Origin of the sequence: Falsirhodobacter sp. 1013 (assembly GCF_051195255.1) — a bacterium.
Classification (GTDB): Bacteria; Pseudomonadota; Alphaproteobacteria; order Rhodobacterales; family Rhodobacteraceae; genus Falsirhodobacter.
In genome coordinates, this window is record NZ_JBNJLK010000017.1 from 1 (window position 1) to 19705 (window position 19705).

Genomic DNA, 19705 nt, shown 5'->3' on the forward strand with positions numbered 1-19705 from the left:
CGCATGGCTGCTTCTCCTTTCGATGCGGTGATCCCGTTCAGGATAACACAACGCTGGGGGAGCAGCCGGCACATCCCATTAGCAGACGTTCATTGCCGCAATGATAGCACCCCCGCCCCGACGATCATGATCATACCGCTGGACGCGATCACATCGGGCGTCTCATTGAAGAACACGATGCCCCAGATAACAGCGAAGCCGACATAAGCGAAGTCGAACGCGCCGATCATCGCAGGCGGACCGTTCTGATAAGCGATGGCCGCACCAATGCTGCCGACCAGAATGGCGGCGGCCAGAAGCCCCATCGAGATCCACTCGGCTTTCCCCATCGGCGTCCAGGGCGACAGCAGAAAGCCCTGCCTCAGCTCGATCGGTAGGAGAAGTATCATCGCAGCAGCAAAACCTCCGACGATGATGAAGCCGATGTTCAGAGCCAAGGACAGGCTCAACGGATGCTCATCGCGGCACCGGGTTCGCGTCACGATCATGGCCCCGGCATACAGCATGGCGGAAATCAGCGGCAGAAGGGCATAGGCGTTGAAATCAGCTGCTTTTGGTCGAAGGATCAGCAGAACGCCAAGGAAACCGAGGACAACGGCGAACCAGCCAGTCTTCGAGATACGATCTCCGATGAACACGGCGGAGAACAGAGTGATGAAGATTGGAAGCGTGTAGTAGGCCGCCGCAGCCGCCGAGAGGAAAGCTTCGGCAGGGACAGGTAATAGGACACCCACATGGCTATCAGCATCAGGCTTCGGAGTGTGACCCAACCGAAAGCCGCTGGCACTCGAAGGCCCCCCAGCCAGAGGGCGAAGCCCGTCAGGATCGGAAGCAAGATCAGAGACCGGAGGACGAAGATTTGCCAGATGACAAAACTGCCACTTGTCATCTTTATGAGGGCATCCCCAAGGGACAATGCCAAGACCGTCAGGATGATCGAGACAACGGCAAGGAGAATGCGGTCTGGGGGCGTGCTGCTCGCTGATGCCGACATGCGATCTCCGTGCCGTTCACAGGAACAGTAGGAGAAAGCCCCTGAGGGGGCAATGTCCGATTCGGGCTCTGAAAACCGCCGCTGTACGGCCACGCCTGGCACTGGATGTGCAGCGGTGGATGGGACGAAGCGGTCATTCGATGGCAGCTCTTCGGAGCGTATCAGGGTAATCCCGCACGAGACCAGCATCATCAATGTCAAGTTCGGCAGTGAAGGCGCGGAACAGGCCTTCGTAGCGATAACGACGATCTAACGTCAGGCAAGTGTAGCGCTGCTCTGCTCGCCGAGGCAGAAAATCACCATCAATCTGATCTGGAAGCGCGACGTAGGCGACCACGATATCCCTGCTTTCCTGTTCCTGAAGTTTCAGGCGTTTGATTGGAAGCGTGTTGGTCGTAGGCGTGATGCCGAGATCGACATCGGTGCAGCCATTCAGTTCTGGCAGGGGCCTGTTTCCGATCACGTCATGCCAGCTTTCTCGACCGTCAGCTTCAACGTGCAGGCTTGCGCCGCCAACATATACAACCCGAACCTGGCGGGTCTTGAAGTCGGCGTCAGTGGAAACAAGATAGTAAGCGCCATAGGCTCCATGTCGAGTTCCAGCCACAACCCCTTCAAGAACCAGACCATCATCGCCTTCCCGGCAATGGCATTGCTCAAGCCCGTGACCTTCCCAATCCGTCCAAAGAACAACAGCCACCGTTTTCCCTTCCACCACGATGAACCTAACATGAACGTTATGGTGGTGCCGAAGGACCGTAAAGGGCTCTGCACGACGATCTGGGACATTCCGGACGTTCGTCGGCGTCGATGTCCAGATAAGCGCCATAGGCATTTCACGCTTATCGCAGCTTTCTGGACCGGAGGTAATCGACCAGCGCCGCAAGCGCGGCGGATTTTTGATGCCTACCGGGGTAGTAGGGATGATACCCCGACCAGAGCGGGCAGAACTCTTCGAGGCAGGTGCGAAGACAGCCCGCTGCCAGATGTTCCGAGACGTATGGTTCGAACAGATAGATCAACCCTTGCCCCGCGAGCGCGGCCTCGATCAGCACATGGGCATCGTCAGCGATCAGCGGGCCTTTGACCGCCATCTCGATACGACGTTCGCCTTGCCTAAACGACCATCGGAACAGATCGCTGTGGCTCGCATGTCGATAGTTCAGGCAGGCATGGCTGGCGAGGTCCTCCAGACGCTTCGGAACCCCGCGCCGGGTGAAGTAACCAGGCGATCCGATGACCACCGCGCGTAGGTCGGGGCCAAGGGGCACGGTCGACATGTCCTGCTCCAGATGTGCGCCCATCCGGATGCCGGCATCAAACCCTCAGACGGATGTGGAGCGACGCATGCTTGAATTCACCAACACGTTCCGCGACGGTCGGGGGTTCGACGCCGTGCTGGTCATGATGGCGTTGGGATATCTGGTGGTGTTTTCCGCCTTCCCACTCGCCTACAATCTGCTCATGTCCTTTCAGGATGTGGACCTGTTCACGCTGACCTCGTTCGACCGGCCGTTCGTCGGACTGGACAACTACCGCGAGGTGCTTTCCCGGCCGGAGATGTGGCCCCTCCTGCGCAACACGGTGACGTTCGTCGGGATATCCGTCGCGGCGCAACTGGTGCCGGGCTTCGGCATCGCGGTGTTCTTCCAGCTCGATTTTCCGTTCAACACGTGGCTTCGCGGCCTGTTTCTTGCGGGCTGGATCATGCCCGCCCTTGTCGTCGGCGCTGTATGGAGCTGGGTTTTGGCGGGCGATTTCCGAGTGCTGAACCACCTGCTCTCCTCGATGGGCCTGATCCGAGAGGAGATATTCTGGCTGTCCGATCCCGATGTGGCGCTCTATTCCATCATCATCGCCAACATCTGGCTAGGCGTGCCGTTCAACATGATCCTGCTGTCGGTCGGCCTCGCCGGCATCCCCGAGGATGTCTATGAGGCGGCCGAGATGGACGGCGCGACGCGGGTGCAGCGGTTCTTCACGATCACGCTGCCGATGATGCGCGCGCAACTGGGGGCCGTCATCTCGTTGGGCGTGATCTTTACGCTGCAACAGTTCGACCTGTTTGCCGCGCTGACGCAGGGGGGGCCGGCCAATTCGTCCAACGTGTTCCAGTACTGGTCGTGGCAACTGTCGTTCCAGAATTACGAGATCGGGCTGGGATCGGTGATCTCCGTGCTGATGATCGGCTTCGTGGTGGCGGTGGCCTTCGTCTACGTGCGCTCCACGCGCTATGAACACGGGAGCTGACGCATGATCCGCAGATACGGACTCCTCGCGATCGCGCTGCTGATCGTCGTGCTTTACCTGTTCCCGCTTTACTGGATGTACGTGACGGCGCTGAAAACCGGCACGGAGATTTTCGCAAATCCGCTGACCTTCTGGCCCCGCGATCCGCAGGTGCAGATCGTGGAGGTGTGGACCCGCCTGCGCATGGACGTCTACCTTCGGAACTCGCTTATGATCGCGGGGGGCGTGACGGTGATCGTGGCGGTGCTGGGCACAGGATGCGCCTATGTGCTGGCGCGCATCCGGAACCGGTGGATGGACGCGGTCCTGTTCGGCGTGTTGATGATGCAGGTGCTGCCGTCGTCCCTGATGATCACGCCGATCTTCGTGTCGTTCAACCAGATGGGGTTGCTGGAATACCCGCGGCTGTCAGTCATCCTGGCGCAAGCGGCGAAGGTGATGCCGCTTTACATCGTGCTGGTGCGCGCAACGTTCCTGCAGGTCCCGAGAGAGTTGGAGGAGGCGGCGCTGGTGGACGGCAACAGCCGCATCGGAGCGTTCATCACGATCATCGTGCCGCTGGCGCGCAACGGTGTGCTGGTAACATCGGTCCTGATCTTCCTGCAATCGTTCGGAGAATACGTTTATTCCCGCTCGCTCATCTCGGACCGTGCGCTGCAACCGGCAACCGTGGGGCTGCAATCCTTCATGGGGCCGAACAGCTCCGACTGGGCGGGAGTGATGACCTATTCGGCCATCTACGTGACGCCCATCCTTATCGTCTTCGTCCTGCTGCAACGCCAGATCGTCAGCGGCCTGACTTCGGGAGCCTTGAAATGACCCAACAGATCGCGCTTGACCGGATTAACAAGCATTACGGTGCCTACCACGCATTGAAGGACATTTCGCTTTCCATCCCCGAGGGGCAATTTGTGGCGCTGGTGGGGCCATCGGGATGCGGCAAATCCACCCTACTGCGCACCATCGCGGGGCTGGAAACCATCACGGGGGGCGACATCCACATCGCCGGACGAAACGTGACGGCTCTGGCCCCGCGCGAACGGGATCTGGCGATGGTGTTCCAGTCCTACGCGCTTTACCCGCACATGACCGTGCGGCGGAACCTGACCTATTCGTTGCGGCTGAAGCGCCGCAAACCCGCCGAGATGGACCGTGCGGTGGAGGAGATCGCCCGCATCACAGGCCTTGACGGGCTGCTGGACCGCTATCCGCGGGAATTGTCAGGCGCACAGCGCCAGCGGGTTGCCATGGGCCGTGCCATCATCCGCGAGCCGAAGGCCTTCCTGTTCGACGAGCCGCTGTCCAACCTCGACGCCGCCCTGCGCGTCCACATGCGGGCCGAGATACGCAAGCTGCACAACCGGCTGGGTGCCACCTCGGTCTATGTCACGCATGACCAGATCGAGGCAATGACCATGGCCGACCACGTCGTGGTCCTGCGGGCGGGAAAGGTGGAGCAGCAGGGCGCGCCGCTCGATCTCTATGACCGCCCCGCCAACCGCTTTGTGGCGGGCTTCATCGGATCGCCCGCCATGAACTTCGTCGATGGGGTGGTGGAGCAGGACGGAACCCGCGTGCGCCTTGCGCTAGAAGGCGGGCCTGTTCTGGCCTTCACCGGACGCCGACCGGGGGGGGGGAGCAGGTGACCGTCGACCTGCGTCTCCACCATCCAGGAGACCATCGTGAACCGGGCGCAGGAGCGGCGAAGACGCTCAATAACCCTTGGAAGCGCCGGAGCGATAACAGTGTTTTCGCGCGGGTCATAGTGGGCCTGGCCGCCGAGGCAACCGTTCCGAAGACGATCATGATAGACGCGACTTATCGGAAGGCGCACCGCACGGCTTGCAGCCTGCGTGCGAAAAAGGAGGGCGCGGTCACCATATCGGTCGAACGAAAGGCGGTATGAACACAAAGCTGCACGCACTCACCGATGCGGAAGGCAGACCTGTCCGGTTCTTCATGTCGGCGGGACAGGTCAGTTATTATAGCGCCGCGGCGGCGCTTCTGAACAGCCTGCCGCAGGCCGGCTGGTTTTATGCAGATCGGGGCTATGACGCTGACTGGCTCCGAAAAACATTGCAAGACAGAGGGATAAAGGCCTGCATTCCAGGCCGGAAGTCCCGCAAGAAGACCGTGAAATATGATAAGCGCCGCTACAAAGGCGCAATCGCATCGAGATCATGTTCGGGCGGCCGAAAGACTGGAGAGGTGTCGCCACGCGTTACGACAGGTGCCCGGAGACCTACCTCTTTGCAATTGCAGTGGCCGCCACTGTCCTGTTCTGGCTGTGATCAAGAACGAGTCCTGACCCTAAGCCGGTTCTCAGGCTGCCTGAAAACGGAAACGTCGCTACAAACGCGGCGGCCGCACTCCATTCCGCGGCCGCGACAGGTTTAGCCAAGCCCGGCCGTACCCCGACGCGCAGAAGCCGGAGTTCATAGGCCTAAACTCTGTAGATCCGCAGGAAGTGGTCAGTGAATTCTGGCGCCGCCTCAACGGCCGGCACCTCGCAATATCCCAGCAGAAGCGGCAATTGGCGGCTGGTGCACAGACTGGTGAGCGTTCGCGCCATCTTTTCTACCGCTACATCCCGCAGGGCGTGGGTGTGGCGGCCGAGGAAATGCGCCAAGGCTTCTTCGGCCGGGAGTTGCGCCTGCTTGTAGAATATCATCCCCAACTCTGGCGAAAGCAGACTTTCGCCCGCCGCTATACGAATGGCCGTCAAGGCCTCGGGGGACTCGATGGCCCGCAGATAGATCTGGCAAAATCGTAGAAGCCCAGTCCCCAAATCGCGGCTCGTCGCGAGCACGTCCGTAATCTCGGTGCGAATGCCCGCGGTCTCGGTCTCCACCACGGCAGTGAATAAGTCCTCTTTGGATCGGAAGTAGGACCACAATGTCGACTTCGACCCACCCATGGCTTCTGCAATGGAGGACATGGATGTGGCCGCATATCCTTTTTCCAAAAAGGCACGTCGCGCCGTCTGGACGATGATATGCCGGCGTTCCTGCCTGCGAAGTTCGCGGCGGGTAGGTGTCGGAAAGGTGGGATCCTGCATCATAATGATACCATGACGTACACTTTCCTGCTTGACAATCCTCCTCGAGATTCACGATAAATGTGTACTGCAAGGTACGGTTATTTATCTCAATGCAATCTGTGGCTGACGCATCCGCTTTTTCTTTCCGCGTGGTGATCTACCGGCGGTTCGGGAAGTGTACGGGCGGCCCTTTCGGAGACATATGATGCGATTGACTGCTCTGCTGATGACGATGGCCATGATGGCCCCTTTGACCGCCGAAGCGTATGGTCCGTTCCCACCGCCACCGCCACCGCCACCTCCGCCGCCCTTCCTGCCCATGCCCCTGCCTCCTCCGCCTCTGCCTCTGCCTGTGGGCCCTCCCTGCGGCCCGGTCTGCGGTATGTCGCGCTAACGCGTTACGGGGTTGCGCTGCTCCCCAACCTTGGACCGCCGGAAGTTGGAGTTTTCCGGCTTGGTCATGGCGACGGGCTGGCTGCGTCGCCGGAATAGTGCAGGGCGATCGGGACGTATGTCCGATCGCGCTGCGGGGTCGGTCTTCATTATAGTGCCTGCGCCAATCCTCCAGCTTTTCCTTGGTATCTGCAAGGCTCATGAACCAGTGTGCGGTCAGTTGCGCCGCGATCGTCGCAACCGGAACCTTCTGATGCACGCGCCGCGCCAGCATGCGCCGTTCATCGAAAGACGGATGAGCCATTTGGATGATCCTTGAGCCGCAAATGCCTGTAAAATAGGGCATGTCGCGTTCCAGAATGGAATCCACCGCGCTTACATCCGACCATATGATAATCTAGGCTCCAGACCCATTGGTCTTCAGAGCCAAAACAGGACTGTTGCAGCGAGCGCGATGGCTGAGAAGAAGGTTTCCGGACAGCGGTCGTAACGGGTCGCGACACGACGCCAGTCCTTGAGCCGCCCGAACATGATCTCGATCCTGTTGCGGCGTTTATAGCGGCGCTTGTCATGCTTGACGGGTTTGCCGCGCGAATTCCGATCCGGGATGCAGGGCTTTATTCCCCTGTCTTCAAAGGCATCTCTGAATCAATCGGCATGATAGCCCCGGTCAGCCAGCAGCCATTCAGCTTTGGGCAGGCTGCTCAGCAGCGCTGCCGCACCGGTGTCGTCGCTCACTCGTCCCGCCGAAATGAAGAACCGGATCGGGCGGCCTTTCGCATCGGTGACGGCGTGCAGCTTGGTGTTCATGCCGCCCTTGGTGCGCCCGATCTGGCGTCCGCGTTCCCTTTTTTTGGCGCGCAGGCTGGAAGCCGTGCGATGCGCTTTCAGGTAGGTCGCATCGAGCATGATCGTCTTGCTTCTGGCACTATCGGCGGCCAAGCCCGTCATGATCCGGGCAAAGACGCCATTGTCGCTCCAACGCTTCCATCGTTGTAGAAGGTCTTGGCCAGGCCATACTCCTTGGGTGCGTCGCACCACCTCACCCCATTGCGATTGACGAAGATCATGCCGCTGAGCACCCGTCGATCGTCGAAGCGCGGCTTGCCCTGGCTTTTCGGAAAGAAGGGCTTCAAGCGCTCCATCTGCGCGTCGTTCGGCCGTGAAGATTGCTCATCGATCAGGTCTCCTTGCGGAGCCTGAATCATGCAAAACTCTCAAAAACAATGGGTCTGGAGCCAAGGCACTGGCCTACTTCCACGGATGGTTGACGCAAACACTCGATACAGGTGATAAACGTGGGTGCTACCGACGCCTGCCGTAACGCATTTATCAGCACTCACCTGTCAGATACCGGTCCAAACCTTGTTTCTTGCACATGTGCCCAAGCTTGACGCAGCGTAACGCCCGGTCAAGCACAGGTGGCCTGAATGGGTCAGAGTGACAGAAGCACGGTATCACGCTCCGACATCAGAGTGATACTGCCCTGTACGGGCTCGGTTTGAACGTCAAGCACCTGGAGGGCCCTCAGAGAGCGCTGAGATGGTGGCGGATAAAAGCCAGAACGGCGGGGTAGGGGGCTGGGCTTATTTCCGCCAATTGCGCTTCATCTTTCTATAAGTGATAGGGGTTCAGAAGCATTCGAACATTGCGCCACTTATCGATGAGACGGATTCATGTCTGACCCTTTGGCGTTCCTCTGAACATTCCGATGGCCCGACGCGTGGCCGAGCATGACTGGTCCGTGACCCCCTAGGCCCGATCGAGACGTGGCTGCCCGTTCTCAAGATCACCGTCAGCCTGAACCTTGCGCTCCGGCTTTGCCAAATGCCTGTGCTGGGGCCCGGAGCACATCGCGATCTACAACGACGCCTTCGTGCCCACTCTTGGACAAGGGCGACTGCCTGGGCATGCCCTTCTCGCTGATCTGGCAGGAGGCATGGGCCTCGATCGGCCCTATTGCGACCAAAGGCCATGGCCGGTGAAGCCACGTTTGTGAGGGACTTTCCGATGAAGGTGCGCCGGGATGGCAGCGGGCTGTCGGAGGCGTTCTTCACCTTCTCCTACAGCCCGGCGGTCGACGAGGAGGGTGTGGTCGGCGGCATCATGGACACGGTGATCGAAACCACCGACCGGGTCCGGTTCGAACGCAAGGCGGCCATCATCCGGCAGATCGCGCGTCAGGCGTCCTTCGTCGAGGATTACCGCGACAAGCTGGTGCGGCGCATCACCGACATGGGGCATGCGCAGGATGTCCTGTCCCTGCGCGACAGCGGCGAGGCGACCGTGGGCGAAGCACATGCGTGAGCGGATCGATGGCAAATCCGATCGCTTCAGGACTTCCGACCCCGAGGTCGCGTTAAGCGATGCGGGACCCTTCGCACTGATGCTGGAAATTTTCGAACTTGCCACCAACTCCGCAAAATACCGGGCCCTGTCCGCCGCGGCAGGGAGTGTCTTCGTCGAGTGGTCGATCAGGGGGCCCTGGGCCAACGCGACGTTCACCTTCCGCTGGAGGGAGGAGGGCGGGCCGGTGGTGGATCCTCCGCAACGGCGGGGGTTTGGCAGCTTTCTCATGAAGCAGCTTCTGGCGGCGGAGTTCGGGGGCGACGTGACCGTAGAGTATCTGAAGGAGGGCGTCGTGTGTCAGCTGACCTGTCTGCGCAACGCCGCGGCCCTGGGACCAGGGGCAACCTGATCCCGAACGCCGGACCTGACCCAATCCCTACAGTTGCTTGCCGATGCCTGGACTTGACGCCCCGGGAGACTCTTTTACCATGCGGAACACGATCCTGGTTGTTGAAGACGCCGCCCTCATCGCCATGGACCTCGTGATGGCTTTGGAAGAGGCGGGCTACGTAGTGGTCGGCGTGGCGGCGACCAAGGCGGCGGCTCTGGCGGACGCCCATTCCGTGTATCTGGCAACGATCGACGTGGAGCTTGCTCAGGGCGCCAACGGGATCGACACGGCGATCGAGCTGCGCACCCGCTACGACATTTCATCGATCTTCGTCGGCGGCAGCCTGACGGACGAGACGATCCGCCAAGCAGCGGCGGCGGACCCCATTGGCTGTCTCGGACAAGCCAGTCGTTGTGGAAAAGTCCTGCACGCCGTGGAGCGCTATCTGAGCCGCAACGTCCCGGCGTCATGGCCTTGCCAAAAGACTACGGCAGGGGCACTAGCTCGGCAGCGAGCGGAGTTGGCACCGTCGAGAATCCCCCCGCTTCGACGTCGCGATGATGCGGCCACTTCTCGGGATGCGCGGGCACCCTTGCCCAATATCGATTTGGCACGGGCGGTACGGGCCGTTATGACGGTCGCATTATCCGCAATGTCGAGGAAGATCGTGCGAGGTTGTCAGGAACCTGCCCTGCAAGGCGGTGGCGAGTGCGGCAGGCTGTTGCGGGCACTTGATTGGGAGAACAACCCCCTCGGGCCGCCGTCGGAATGGCCGCAGGAGCTGATCACCGTCATGGGGATCGCGATGGCTTCGGCGCAGCCCGTGCTCATCGTCTGGGGCCCCGAGCAGATCACGCTCTACAATGACGGCTATGCGCAGATGTGCGGCAACCGTCACCCGGCTGCCCTGGGGCGGCCGTTCAGGGAGTTGTGGTTCGATATCTGGAACCAGGTGGAGCCGATCATCACCGCTGCGTATCGCGGCACAAGCACCTCGATGGATGACATCGAGTTCACGATGCATCGCAAGGGATACCCCGAAGAGACGCACTTCGCCTTCTCCTACAATCCCGTGCGGGATCGGGCCGGCAAGGTTGTGGGCATGTTCTGTCCCTGCACGGAGATCACGGCAGCGGTAGCCCTGCGCGATGCGCAGCGAGTGGAGCGCAGCGGGTTCCTGCAGGTGATCGAGGTGGCCCTTGGTGCCGTCGCCCTGCTCAGCGGGCCGGACCACGTCTTCCGCTATGTCAATGAGGACTATCAGGCGCTGATCGGCAAACGCGAGATCGTCGGGCTCTCCGTCCGGGACGCCCTGCCGGAGGTGATCGATCAGGGCTTCCTCGATCTGCTGGATCGTGTCTACCGTTCGGGCGAGCCGCATGTCGGCCGCAACGTGAAGATCGATCTTCAGCGCCGCGCTGATAAGCCGGTCGAGACGCGGTTGCTTGATTTTCTGTACCACCCTGTGCGGGATGACGACGGCTCGGTCACCGGCATCTTCGTTCAGGCGCTGGACGTCACTGAACAGGTCGAGGCCCAACATCAGCAGGTGTTGCTTTCGCGCGAACTTGGCCACCGGATGAAGAACCAGCTGGCCCTGGTGCAGGCGATCGTCAACCAGACGCTCCGTTCGGCCCCCGATTTGCCCTCAGCCATGACATCGGTATCGGCCCGCCTCCGGGTTCTCGCCACCGCGCATGACAGGCTGATCGAAGGCCGTGCGTCGGCAGCCGCGATCTCGGACATCGTGCGCGATGCACTCGCGCTGTACGACCAGGCCCGTATGCGTGCCAAGGGGCCCGAGGTGATCGTGGCGGGGCCTGCGGCGTTGTCCCTGTCCCTGATGCTGCACGAGTTGGCCACGAACGCCGTCAAATACGGGGCGCTTTCAGAGACTTCAGGTGTCGTCCGCGTCACCTGGGAGACCGAGAAGAGATCTGAAGGGGGATCGCGTTTCGTGCTGTGCTGGACGGAAGAGGGCGGACCCGCGGTGTCCGAACCCTCACACACCGGGTCCGGCACCCGGCTGATCAAAGCGGGTCTGGCGGGAGGACGGGACGGCGAGGTTCAGGTCATGTATGCCCCGGCAGGACTGCGCTGCCGGATCGCAGCCGAGCTTTCGAGCCTTCAGTCCGAATGACCGGATCAGGTCGCGGGCTTTGCCGGGTGCATGAAGCGCCCCGACCCGGTCGTGCCGTGGCACCGGGAGAACAGGAGGAGGTTCTGAACCTTCAGCATTCCATGCTGCTTGGTAGGGCAGACACTCGTGTCCTCGTCAGAACTGACGTAGACGCCACCCGTGCCAGCCATAAAGCTGAATGTCGGGATCCATTCGAGTAGCGCTCGCCCCAATCATCAACTGGATATCATAATCTGCCGTATGGAGACATTCTCTTACATAGCGGCGGATGTGTTCGCTGACGCAGATCGATGGGGAGTTCTCGGAATTCTCAATGTGATCGTAAGACCCGCCCCTTCCTGCAGCGATGCATAGACTTGACCGCCGTGGCTTTCGATCCCCTGTCGCGCTATGGCAAGGCCAAGCCCGTAGCCTCCTCGTGGAATGCCTTCGCCGCGTGTGAACGGCTGGAATATTCTCTCAAGATCGGCAGGTGCGACTCCGGGTCCCTGATCCGAGACACGCACTGTCAGAAGATCGCCGGTGATTTCGCAACTGACGGAAATAAATGTGCGTTCAGCAGTGTACTTGATGGCATTGCGGATGACGTTTTCCAAAGCGCGGTAGATTAATTCACCATTGACCTGAGCGATGAAAGAGCCCTTGAGATTCGAGCTGATCTTCGTGCCGGTGGGCTGCGCCTCGAAAGCAGCATCGTCCAGGATGTCGTTGAGGATTTCGATGATGTCCATCTGCTGTGTCGACAAAGGGCTTCCGGAGCGTGTTGTGAGCCGTGCCAACGTCAGCACTTCACCCACCAGGACATCAAGCCGTTCTACTTCGCGATCCATGCGATCCAGCATGACTGTGAGACGCGTCGGGGTTTTGCGAAGGATTCCCACGGCCGCCTGCAGTCGGGATAATGGCGAACGTAGTTCATGGGACACGTCATGGAACAGGCGTTGCTGGGCGTCCCGATGTTCTTGCAACCGCATGGCCGTGATATCAAGGTCGTGCCCGAGTGCGGCGATCTCGTCGCGACGACACACCATTCTTTCGGCGATGCGCGTGTCGAAGTGGCCTTGAGCCAAGGCGCTGAGTCCGTCGCGCAGAAGGGCCACCGGGCGGATGAGGTAACGGGCCAACAAGATCGCAGCCAGCAGACTCGACAGCATGATGGCGAGGCCCAGCATGATCGGAGCGAACTTGCCCCAGGCGGTGCCAGCATAAGGTGCAACCGATATGCGGTAGCAATTTGCCTCTTGACGCACATACCGGGTTGTTGCTGTGGGCGATCCGGCACAATCGCCCGGGTTGAGCCTCGTGGTGATCGACAGATCGAGAGAGACAGCCCCTTGGGAGGCGAAAGCAAACTGTCGAGCCGCCACTTCTCCTTCATTTCTTAGAAGGGTTTCGGCGAGACTGAGAACGACGTCCCGCTTTTGAAGCTCCAGTTTTGCAAACACTGGCCAAGCCTGAAGCTGGAACAGGATCAGCGTCATCACGGTGATGGAACCAACGACGGTCAGCCAGATGATGGTGAGGAATTTCCGGAAGAGCTTTGGCATCTCAATCCAGCACGAGCTGATAACCCTGACCACGAACGGACCGGATCCACGATTGCCCGTCCTCCCTCGGGCCGAGTTTCTGGCGGACACTGCTGATATGAACATCGATGCGTCGATCGAACGGAGTCAGCGATTTACCGAAGGCGCGCTGCGAAATGTTCTGCTTGGAGACCAGTTGCCCTGCACTTCGTGCGAGGACTTCGAGCAGGCTGAACTCCGTCCCGGTCAGGTCGAGTGGCTTTCCTTTCCACTCGGCAACTCTGGCCCCCGGATCCAACATCAGGTACCCGGCGCGAACGGGGCCCTGTGCCGTTGATGTACTTGCCTGTCGCGCACGCCGTAAGATCGCGCGCACCCTCGCCGCGAGTTCACCGGGCGAGCACGGTTTGGTCACGTAGTCGTCCGCGCCAAGGTTCAGACCTGATATCCGGTCGACGTCGTCACCGCGCGCGGTCAGCATCAGGACCGGGATGTCGCTGTGCTGCCTGATCCGTTGAAGAACCTCTATCCCATTCATGTGCGGCATCATGATGTCCAACACGATCAGGTCTGCTGTGCGCCCCGCCGCTGCAGCGATGGCCGCGCGACCATCCATACCCATCGTCACGTCGTAGCCTTCCTCCGCAAGATATTCCTGCAGGAGGGCGGACAACTCGACATCATCGTCGACAAGAAGGATTTTGGACACCGATTTCCAATCCATGTTCAGATCACCCTCACCTAACGCATGTTCGCAGCGCGGCGGACGCCTTTTACCCATCTTTACACTGATTTGACCCTTCTTAACGTCCTCGTTCGGTATTCCCCGGACATCAGGAGTCGCTGAACGGGATCAGGACATGAACCAACGATCAAGCCACCTCACCTTGCTGCTATCTACAGCCTTGGGTCTTTCCGCAGTGGGGGCCGGGGCAACGACGGCCCAGGAACAGCAACAACCAAATGGCTTCTCGTTCGGTTTCATGGCGGCCGGCGGCAACGATGTCTACGTTGGTGATGGAGAGGCGGCTCTGGTCCTCCCGGCCATCCGTTATCAGGGCAATGGGTTCTCCATCGGGTTTCCCACCGGCATTCAGGCGCGGCTCTTCCAGAGCGGTCATCTGGATGTCAGCGCCGTTGTAAGGCCGCGGGTATTCGGCCTTGTGGACACGGACGAACAGGAACTGGACGGCATAGATCGAAATGTGACCGCCGATGCGGGTTTCGAGGCACTTTACCGTCTCGCCGATCGGACCGGTCTGGTCATGGAGGCTGTTACCGAATTGACCGACGAACACGGCGGCACGGAAGTCGGACTCGCAGTGCGGCATGACCTGCCGTTTGGCGCCGTGCATCTCAATCTCGAAGGCGGGGTCAGATGGCAGGATTCGGCGCTGTCATCCTACCTTTGGGGCGTTTCCGCTTCTGAAGCTAGGGCGGGGCGCTCAGCCTACGATCCTGATGCGGGCGTCATACCACATCTGTCGGTCAGCGCAGCCTACCCACTTGAAGACCGTTCGATATTGAGGGCGAGCATAAGAGCCGACTTCCTGCCGGACAGCATCACGGACAGTCCCCTTGTCGACGAGAACGTTCAGGTGGAAGCCTTGATCGGGGTCGCGTGGAACTTCTGACACTTCCCAAGAGCGTCGGCGTGAAAGCTCCGCCGGTCCGCACGTCCTTCAACTCTGTTGTGCGAGGAACAACTGATGGACCCGGGGAGCCGGTGTCCGGGCCTCGCTTTTCATCATGACTAGCCACGTGGCTACGGCCGGATCGGATGAGATCCACGTCTCCGCTCTCGCCTTCGGGGTCCTCTTCGCAGTCGTGACGCTCCAGACGACGATTTTCTCATATGGCATGCAGCCGCGCGGCCTGCTGGTCCCATCGCCATGCCCCGCTGACCGAAAGGAGAAAGATCCATGACTGCATTCAATCTCAACGGCAAACCGGTTCGGATCACCGGGCGAGACGACAAGCCTCTCCTTTGGGTGCTGCGAGAAGATCTCGGAGTCTTGGGGCCGAAATACGGCTGTGGCGTCGCCGAATGCGGTGCCTGTCGCGTGTTGGTCAACGGGGAATCCGTTCCGTCCTGCGCGACCTTCACCGGGGACCTGGAAGGTTCGGACGTCGTGACGGTCGAGGGGCTGGTTTCGCCGGACGGCACGCTGTCCGCCGTGCAGCAAGCCTGGCTGGATGAACAGGTGCCGCAATGCGGGTTCTGCCAGCCCGGATTCATCATCGCGGTCACCGCCCTGCTGGAGGCGAAACCGCAGCCGACCGATGCCGACATCGACGAGGCGATCACCAATATCTGCCGTTGTGGCACCTATCCCCGCATCCGACGCGCCATCCATCGCGCCGCCGCCATGCGAGTCGCACCATGAGGACGTTTCCCATGCCCCGCTTTCTGTCACGCCGCGGATTCCTCATCACGGGGGCGGCCTTGGGCGGCACCGCTCTTGTCGCCGGCATCGGGGGTGTCGGTTATCTGTCGACCGTGGATGTGGACGGTCTGAACGGGCATCTTGATGGCGACCAGGCCACCTTGAACGCCTTTGTGGTCCTTCATGAGGACGGCCGGGTGGTCGTCAACGTGCCCAGAACCGAGATGGGACAAGGCATCCATACCGGTCTGGCGATGGTGGTGGCCGAGGAGCTGGATGTTCCGTTCGACGACAGGATCTCGGTGGTGTTCCCGACAGAGGCGCATCCCGCATATGCAAACTGGTTCAACATGTTGCAGATCCGGCCGGAGGAGGCCTCCGGTCCCATCGTTTGGCTGGCGCGACGCGTGTTGGGCGATCTCGGGTTCATCGCCACGGGCGCGTCAGGGTCGACAATGGGCCTGTGGCATCCAATGCGTGTGGCAGGGGCCGCTGCGCGGGAGATGCTGCTTGCCGCCGCTGCGGCGCGGCTTGATGTTCCGGTGGAAGAACTGGAAACCGCGGGCGGATTCGTTCTGCACGAAGCCTCGGGAACACGCCTGTCCTATGGAAGTCTGGCGAGAGAAGCGGCCGTTCTTCCTCCGCCAGACACTCCAAAACTGAAGTCGGCATCCGAATGGCGCTTGATCGGAAGGTCGCAACCTCGGGTCGATCTTCCGGCCAAGGTGCGCGGCGAGCCGGTGTTCGGGATGGATGTCGTACAGCCGGGCATGCTGTATGCCACGATACGCCACGCCCCGGTGTTCGGGGCAGGGACGGCCCGCGTTCTCAACGAGGCCGAGGTGCGAGATCAGCCCGGGGTGCTGGACCTCATGATCATTGACGGGCGGCAGGTGGCGGTCCTGGCCGAGTCCTGGTGGCAGGCCGAACAGGCCGCATGGCACCTGGATGTCGAATGGGGCCGGACAGAGGCCGACGGGCTCAGCAGCAGGGAGATGTCCAAGAGGCTTCACTCCGCATTGCAGGCCGCCGAACCCCACGTGCATATGAACGAAGGCGACATCGAGAGTGCGTTTGACGAGAACGCATCAACCGTGATCGAGGCCCGCTACGAGGTGCCGTTTCTGGCGCATGCATGCATGGAGCCTGTCAATGCGACGGTCATCGTCCGGGAGGACGGATCTGCCGAAGCCTGGATCTCGTCCCAATCCCCCATGGGCGTGCGCGGCGGGATGGCCCGCGGAGCCGGATGGGCCGGTCTCGAACTCGGCTCGGTCACCTGCAACATCACGATGAACGGCGGTGCCTTCGGTCGTCGGAGCGATCAGGATGTGGTGGCGCAGGCCACCTTTCTCGCGGCGCGTCATCGAGGCCGGCCCATCAAGCTGATCTGGTGCCGCGAGGAAGACATCGCGCGCGGACTGTTCAGGAGCCACGCGGCCGCACAGTTGCGAGCCGTGCCGGGCCCCGATGGTCTGCCCATCGCTTATGACGCAGTTGTTGCTGCCCAGTCGATCATCGAGTCGGTGGCCAATCGCAACTTGCCGATCAATCCCGGGCCAGACGGCGATCCGCTGTCGGTCGAAGGATTGGATAAGCTCCACTATGCCATCCCAAACCGACGTATGCGGAGTCAACACGTACCCAGCCACATGCCGATCGGATTTTGGCGATCGAACGGGTTCTCGTTCAACACCTTCTTTACCGAGAGCTTCATCGATGAATGCGCAGCGGAAGCCGGTACCGATCCCTTGACCTACCGCCGCGCGCTTCTGCGGGAAAGCCCCCGTCATCTTGCCGTCCTCGACCGCGTCGCGGCGATGGCAGGATGGGGGACTCCCATGGCGGCCGGGCGCGGCCGAGGCATCGCGATAGAACTCTGTTACCGCAGTGTCGTGGCGCAGGTGGCCGAAGTCACGGTGGCACCCGATGGAGAGATCACCGTGGACCGCGTTTGCTGCGCGATCGACGTGGGACTGGTCATCAATCCGGATGCGGTGATCGCCCAGATGGAGGGTGGCATCCTCTTCGGCGTGACGACGGCCTTGATGAGCACGATCACGGTAGAGGCCGGCGCGGTCGTGCAGTCCAACTTCCACGACTTTCCGATGCAGCGCATGGCGAATGCCCCTGCGGTCGATGTCGAGATTGTCGAAAGCGGCTTGCCGCCCGGAGGCGCGGGAGAGCCGGGCATTGTCCCCGTCGCCGCGGCCATCGGCAACGCGATCTTCGCCGCGACCGGCCGCCGGATGCGCAGCCTGCCTTTTGCCAGGACCGAGGCCACGGGCGAAAGGAAAACCCGGTCCCTCCTGCACCAGAACGCGACATAGGGGGTAGCCAATGCAACCTGCAGACAAGAAAATCGCATCCCGTCATCGATCTGCGAAGCCTCCTATATCTGACCATTTGCGCTTCATTCTCTCCTGGGCGTCCGATCCGCTGCGGGTGGCCGCGATCGTGCCGTCGGGCGCGGTGCTTGCCGCGCTTCACGCGCGACATCTCGGTTCACGATGCGCCGGTCGTGGAGTTCGGGCCCGGGACCGGCGTCTTCACACGTGAGCTTATCGGTCGGGGTATCGAAGCGGCAGACCTGACGCTGGTGGAATACCGGGGTGATTTCGTGGCTCTTCTTCGGGACCGATTCCCTGGAGCACGGATACTTCACGCCGACGCGGCACGGATATCCGCCACCAATCTCTTTCCGGTCAGACAGGCGGGTGCCGTCGTCAGCGGCCTTGGGCTTTTGTCCATGCCCCCTCCTACCGTGAAAGCCATCTTACGGAACGCGTTCGAATGCATGCGCGCTGATGGAAACTTCTATCAGTTCACCTACGGTTTCCGCTGCCCGGTCTCCCGGTCCATCCTCACCGAGCTCGGACTGCAGGCACGGCGGATCGGCGGCACAATGCGAAACCTGCCGCCTGCCTCGGTTTATCGCATAAGCCGACCAACACCCTTCCTTTATCCACAGAAGAGTATTCATCCATGATAGACTGGACCGCCGCCGACATCCCAGGACAAGATGGACGTCGGGCCATCGTGACGGGCACGGGAGGGATTGGCCTTGAAACGGCGCTTGCGCTTGCGCGGGCAGGGGCGGATGTGATCCTCGCCGGTCGATCCCTGACGAAGGGTCATGCGTCGATCAAGAAGGTGCGATCCTTGGTTCCGGAAGCGAAAATCAGGTTCGAACATGTCGATCTGGCCCATCTGGCCTCGATCGCGGCCTTTGGCGTTCGGATGCACGGCAGCCATGAAAGCCTCGATCTGCTCATCAACAACGCCGGTGTGATGACGCCCCCCACACGGCAGGAAACAAGTGACGGGTTCGAATTGCAGCTGGGCACGAACCATCTGGGGCATTTTGCCCTGACAGCTCGTCTTCTGCCTTTGCTGCGCCGGGGCAAGCACCCTCGGGTTGTTTCGCTGGGCAGCGTCGCCGCCCGGAGTGGACGTATCGACTTCGACGACCTCAATGCTACGCAGGGCTATCGTCCGATGCCCGCCTACAGCCAGTCGAAACTTGCCTGTCTGATGTTCGCTTTCGAATTGCAACGTCGCAGCCTTGTCCGTGGCTGGGGCATCACGAGTGTCGCAGCTCATCCCGGCATATCGCGAACCGACCTGCTTCTGAATTCGGCCGGAAAATGGGACATCAGTCGCGTCCTGCGAACAACCTTACCGTTCCTGTTCCAACCTGCGGAGCAGGGCGCGCTGCCGATCCTGTTCGCCGCGACGTCATTCGATGCAGAACCCGGCGGGTATTACGGCCCGGACAAGCTGGGGGAAACGCGCGGCCGTCCCGCACGATCCCGGATTCCGGCCCTTGCAGCCGACAAGGCGGTTGCTGCAAGGCTGTGGGAGGTTTCCGAAAAACTGACGGGCGTCAGCTTCATGAAGGCCATGCTGCCCGCGCGTGACGCCTCAGGCGGTGGAAGCGGGTCATGATGGCACACCGCCAAAAGTCCGTATGTACCTCGCAGCTTGCAGGATGACGACATTCGTCCCGTGATCGTCATTGCACCCTCCGGGAACAACGCGATGGATCCCCGACGACTTGGAAGACCCACGTGCGTCAGGTGCCATGGATCCGGAACCACCGTCACAAGAACCCTATGAGCCGTCTGCGTTTCAAAACCTTCAACGGATGGTGCAGCAAACGGAAACGCCCCTCGTTTTTGAAGCCTTAAGGACGATGCCATGTTATCTAGGCAAGGAGGCGCTTTATCACGGCCAGATCTGGCATGCGTAGGCGCTTGCCCAAGATTGCCTGGACAATTGACCGTCTAGCCAGC

At 61.0% G+C, this 19705-nt stretch carries 17 protein-coding genes and 3 pseudogenes; 12 read left to right on the forward strand and 8 right to left on the reverse strand.

What is annotated here, in order from left to right:
• Window positions 1–89: 89 nt before the first annotated feature.
• From ACSHZY_RS16110 to ACSHZY_RS16120, 3 genes are all read right to left on the reverse strand, one after another.
• A complete protein-coding gene (locus ACSHZY_RS16110; RefSeq protein ID WP_435170876.1) occupies window positions 90–734 on the reverse strand; it encodes a DMT family transporter in 645 nt (214 codons plus the stop codon).
• Window positions 735–1127: 393 nt separating this feature from the next.
• Complete coding sequence (locus ACSHZY_RS16115) at window positions 1128–1712, reverse strand: putative glycolipid-binding domain-containing protein (RefSeq protein WP_435170878.1); 585 nt, start codon at window positions 1710–1712, stop codon at window positions 1128–1130.
• Window positions 1713–1836: 124 nt separating this feature from the next.
• Window positions 1837–2304 (reverse strand): LysR substrate-binding domain-containing protein, encoded by a 468-nt coding sequence (locus ACSHZY_RS16120; RefSeq protein WP_435170952.1) that lies wholly within the window; start codon window positions 2302–2304, stop codon window positions 1837–1839.
• A gap of 37 nt (window positions 2305–2341) precedes the next feature.
• Here ACSHZY_RS16120 and ACSHZY_RS16125 point away from each other — a divergent pair, with 37 nt between their 5' ends.
• From ACSHZY_RS16125 to ACSHZY_RS16140, 4 genes and pseudogenes are all read left to right on the forward strand, one after another.
• Complete coding sequence (locus ACSHZY_RS16125) at window positions 2342–3244, forward strand: carbohydrate ABC transporter permease (RefSeq protein ID WP_435170880.1); 903 nt, start codon at window positions 2342–2344, stop codon at window positions 3242–3244.
• 3 nt (window positions 3245–3247) lie between these two features.
• Window positions 3248–4063: a carbohydrate ABC transporter permease gene (locus ACSHZY_RS16130; RefSeq protein WP_435170882.1), complete on the forward strand. Its 816-nt coding sequence runs from the start codon at window positions 3248–3250 to the stop codon at window positions 4061–4063.
• On the forward strand, window positions 4060–4890 hold the full coding sequence (locus tag ACSHZY_RS16135) for an ABC transporter ATP-binding protein (RefSeq protein ID WP_435170884.1): 831 nt from the start codon (window positions 4060–4062) through the stop codon (window positions 4888–4890). Before ACSHZY_RS16130 ends, ACSHZY_RS16135 begins: the two co-directional genes overlap by 4 nt.
• A gap of 50 nt (window positions 4891–4940) precedes the next feature.
• A pseudogene (locus tag ACSHZY_RS16140) lies at window positions 4941–5535 on the forward strand (IS5 family transposase); the annotation flags it as partial.
• Between the two features lie 152 nt (window positions 5536–5687).
• On the opposite strand, the gene ACSHZY_RS16145 reads toward ACSHZY_RS16140, so the two are convergent.
• The 3 genes and pseudogenes from ACSHZY_RS16145 to ACSHZY_RS16155 all read right to left on the reverse strand — a co-directional run bounded on the left by ACSHZY_RS16145 (window position 5688) and on the right by ACSHZY_RS16155 (window position 7854).
• A complete protein-coding gene (locus tag ACSHZY_RS16145; RefSeq protein ID WP_435170886.1) occupies window positions 5688–6302 on the reverse strand; it encodes a TetR/AcrR family transcriptional regulator in 615 nt (204 codons plus the stop codon).
• Between the two features lie 440 nt (window positions 6303–6742).
• Window positions 6743–6897 (reverse strand): annotated as a pseudogene (locus ACSHZY_RS16150) (integrase core domain-containing protein); the annotation flags it as partial.
• A gap of 200 nt (window positions 6898–7097) precedes the next feature.
• Window positions 7098–7854: pseudogene (locus ACSHZY_RS16155) on the reverse strand (IS5 family transposase).
• A gap of 833 nt (window positions 7855–8687) precedes the next feature.
• On the opposite strand from ACSHZY_RS16155, the gene ACSHZY_RS16160 reads away from it, so the two are divergent.
• From ACSHZY_RS16160 to ACSHZY_RS16170, 3 genes are all read left to right on the forward strand, one after another.
• Complete coding sequence (locus tag ACSHZY_RS16160) at window positions 8688–8984, forward strand: hypothetical protein (RefSeq protein WP_435170887.1); 297 nt, start codon at window positions 8688–8690, stop codon at window positions 8982–8984.
• A complete protein-coding gene (locus ACSHZY_RS16165; protein ID WP_435170889.1) occupies window positions 8977–9375 on the forward strand; it encodes a hypothetical protein in 399 nt (132 codons plus the stop codon). Before ACSHZY_RS16160 ends, ACSHZY_RS16165 begins: the two co-directional genes overlap by 8 nt.
• Before the next feature lie 79 nt (window positions 9376–9454).
• The gene (locus ACSHZY_RS16170; RefSeq protein WP_435170891.1) at window positions 9455–11497 is read left to right on the forward strand and encodes a PAS domain-containing protein; all 2043 of its coding nucleotides are present in this window, start codon (window positions 9455–9457) and stop codon (window positions 11495–11497) included.
• 254 nt (window positions 11498–11751) lie between these two features.
• On the opposite strand, the gene ACSHZY_RS16175 is transcribed toward ACSHZY_RS16170, so the two are convergent.
• The gene (locus tag ACSHZY_RS16175) at window positions 11752–13044 is read right to left on the reverse strand and encodes a HAMP domain-containing sensor histidine kinase (RefSeq protein WP_435170893.1); all 1293 of its coding nucleotides are present in this window, start codon (window positions 13042–13044) and stop codon (window positions 11752–11754) included.
• Between the two features lies 1 nt (window position 13045).
• A complete protein-coding gene (locus tag ACSHZY_RS16180; protein WP_435170894.1) occupies window positions 13046–13747 on the reverse strand; it encodes a response regulator in 702 nt (233 codons plus the stop codon).
• A 136-nt stretch (window positions 13748–13883) separates the two neighbouring features.
• On the opposite strand from ACSHZY_RS16180, the gene ACSHZY_RS16185 reads away from it, so the two are divergent.
• The 5 genes from ACSHZY_RS16185 to ACSHZY_RS16205 all read left to right on the forward strand — a co-directional run bounded on the left by ACSHZY_RS16185 (window position 13884) and on the right by ACSHZY_RS16205 (window position 19358).
• Window positions 13884–14657, forward strand: coding sequence for a MipA/OmpV family protein (locus ACSHZY_RS16185; protein WP_435170896.1), 774 nt, complete (start codon window positions 13884–13886; stop codon window positions 14655–14657).
• 288 nt (window positions 14658–14945) lie between these two features.
• Window positions 14946–15410, forward strand: a complete 465-nt coding sequence (locus tag ACSHZY_RS16190) for a (2Fe-2S)-binding protein (protein ID WP_435170897.1) — start codon at window positions 14946–14948, stop codon at window positions 15408–15410.
• A gap of 11 nt (window positions 15411–15421) precedes the next feature.
• Window positions 15422–17740 (forward strand): molybdopterin cofactor-binding domain-containing protein, encoded by a 2319-nt coding sequence (locus ACSHZY_RS16195; RefSeq protein WP_435170899.1) that lies wholly within the window; start codon window positions 15422–15424, stop codon window positions 17738–17740.
• Between the two features lie 146 nt (window positions 17741–17886).
• Window positions 17887–18399, forward strand: a complete 513-nt coding sequence (locus tag ACSHZY_RS16200; RefSeq protein ID WP_435170901.1) for a class I SAM-dependent methyltransferase — start codon at window positions 17887–17889, stop codon at window positions 18397–18399.
• Complete coding sequence (locus tag ACSHZY_RS16205; protein WP_435170902.1) at window positions 18396–19358, forward strand: SDR family oxidoreductase; 963 nt, start codon at window positions 18396–18398, stop codon at window positions 19356–19358. Before ACSHZY_RS16200 ends, ACSHZY_RS16205 begins: the two co-directional genes overlap by 4 nt.
• Window positions 19359–19705: the final 347 nt, after the last annotated feature.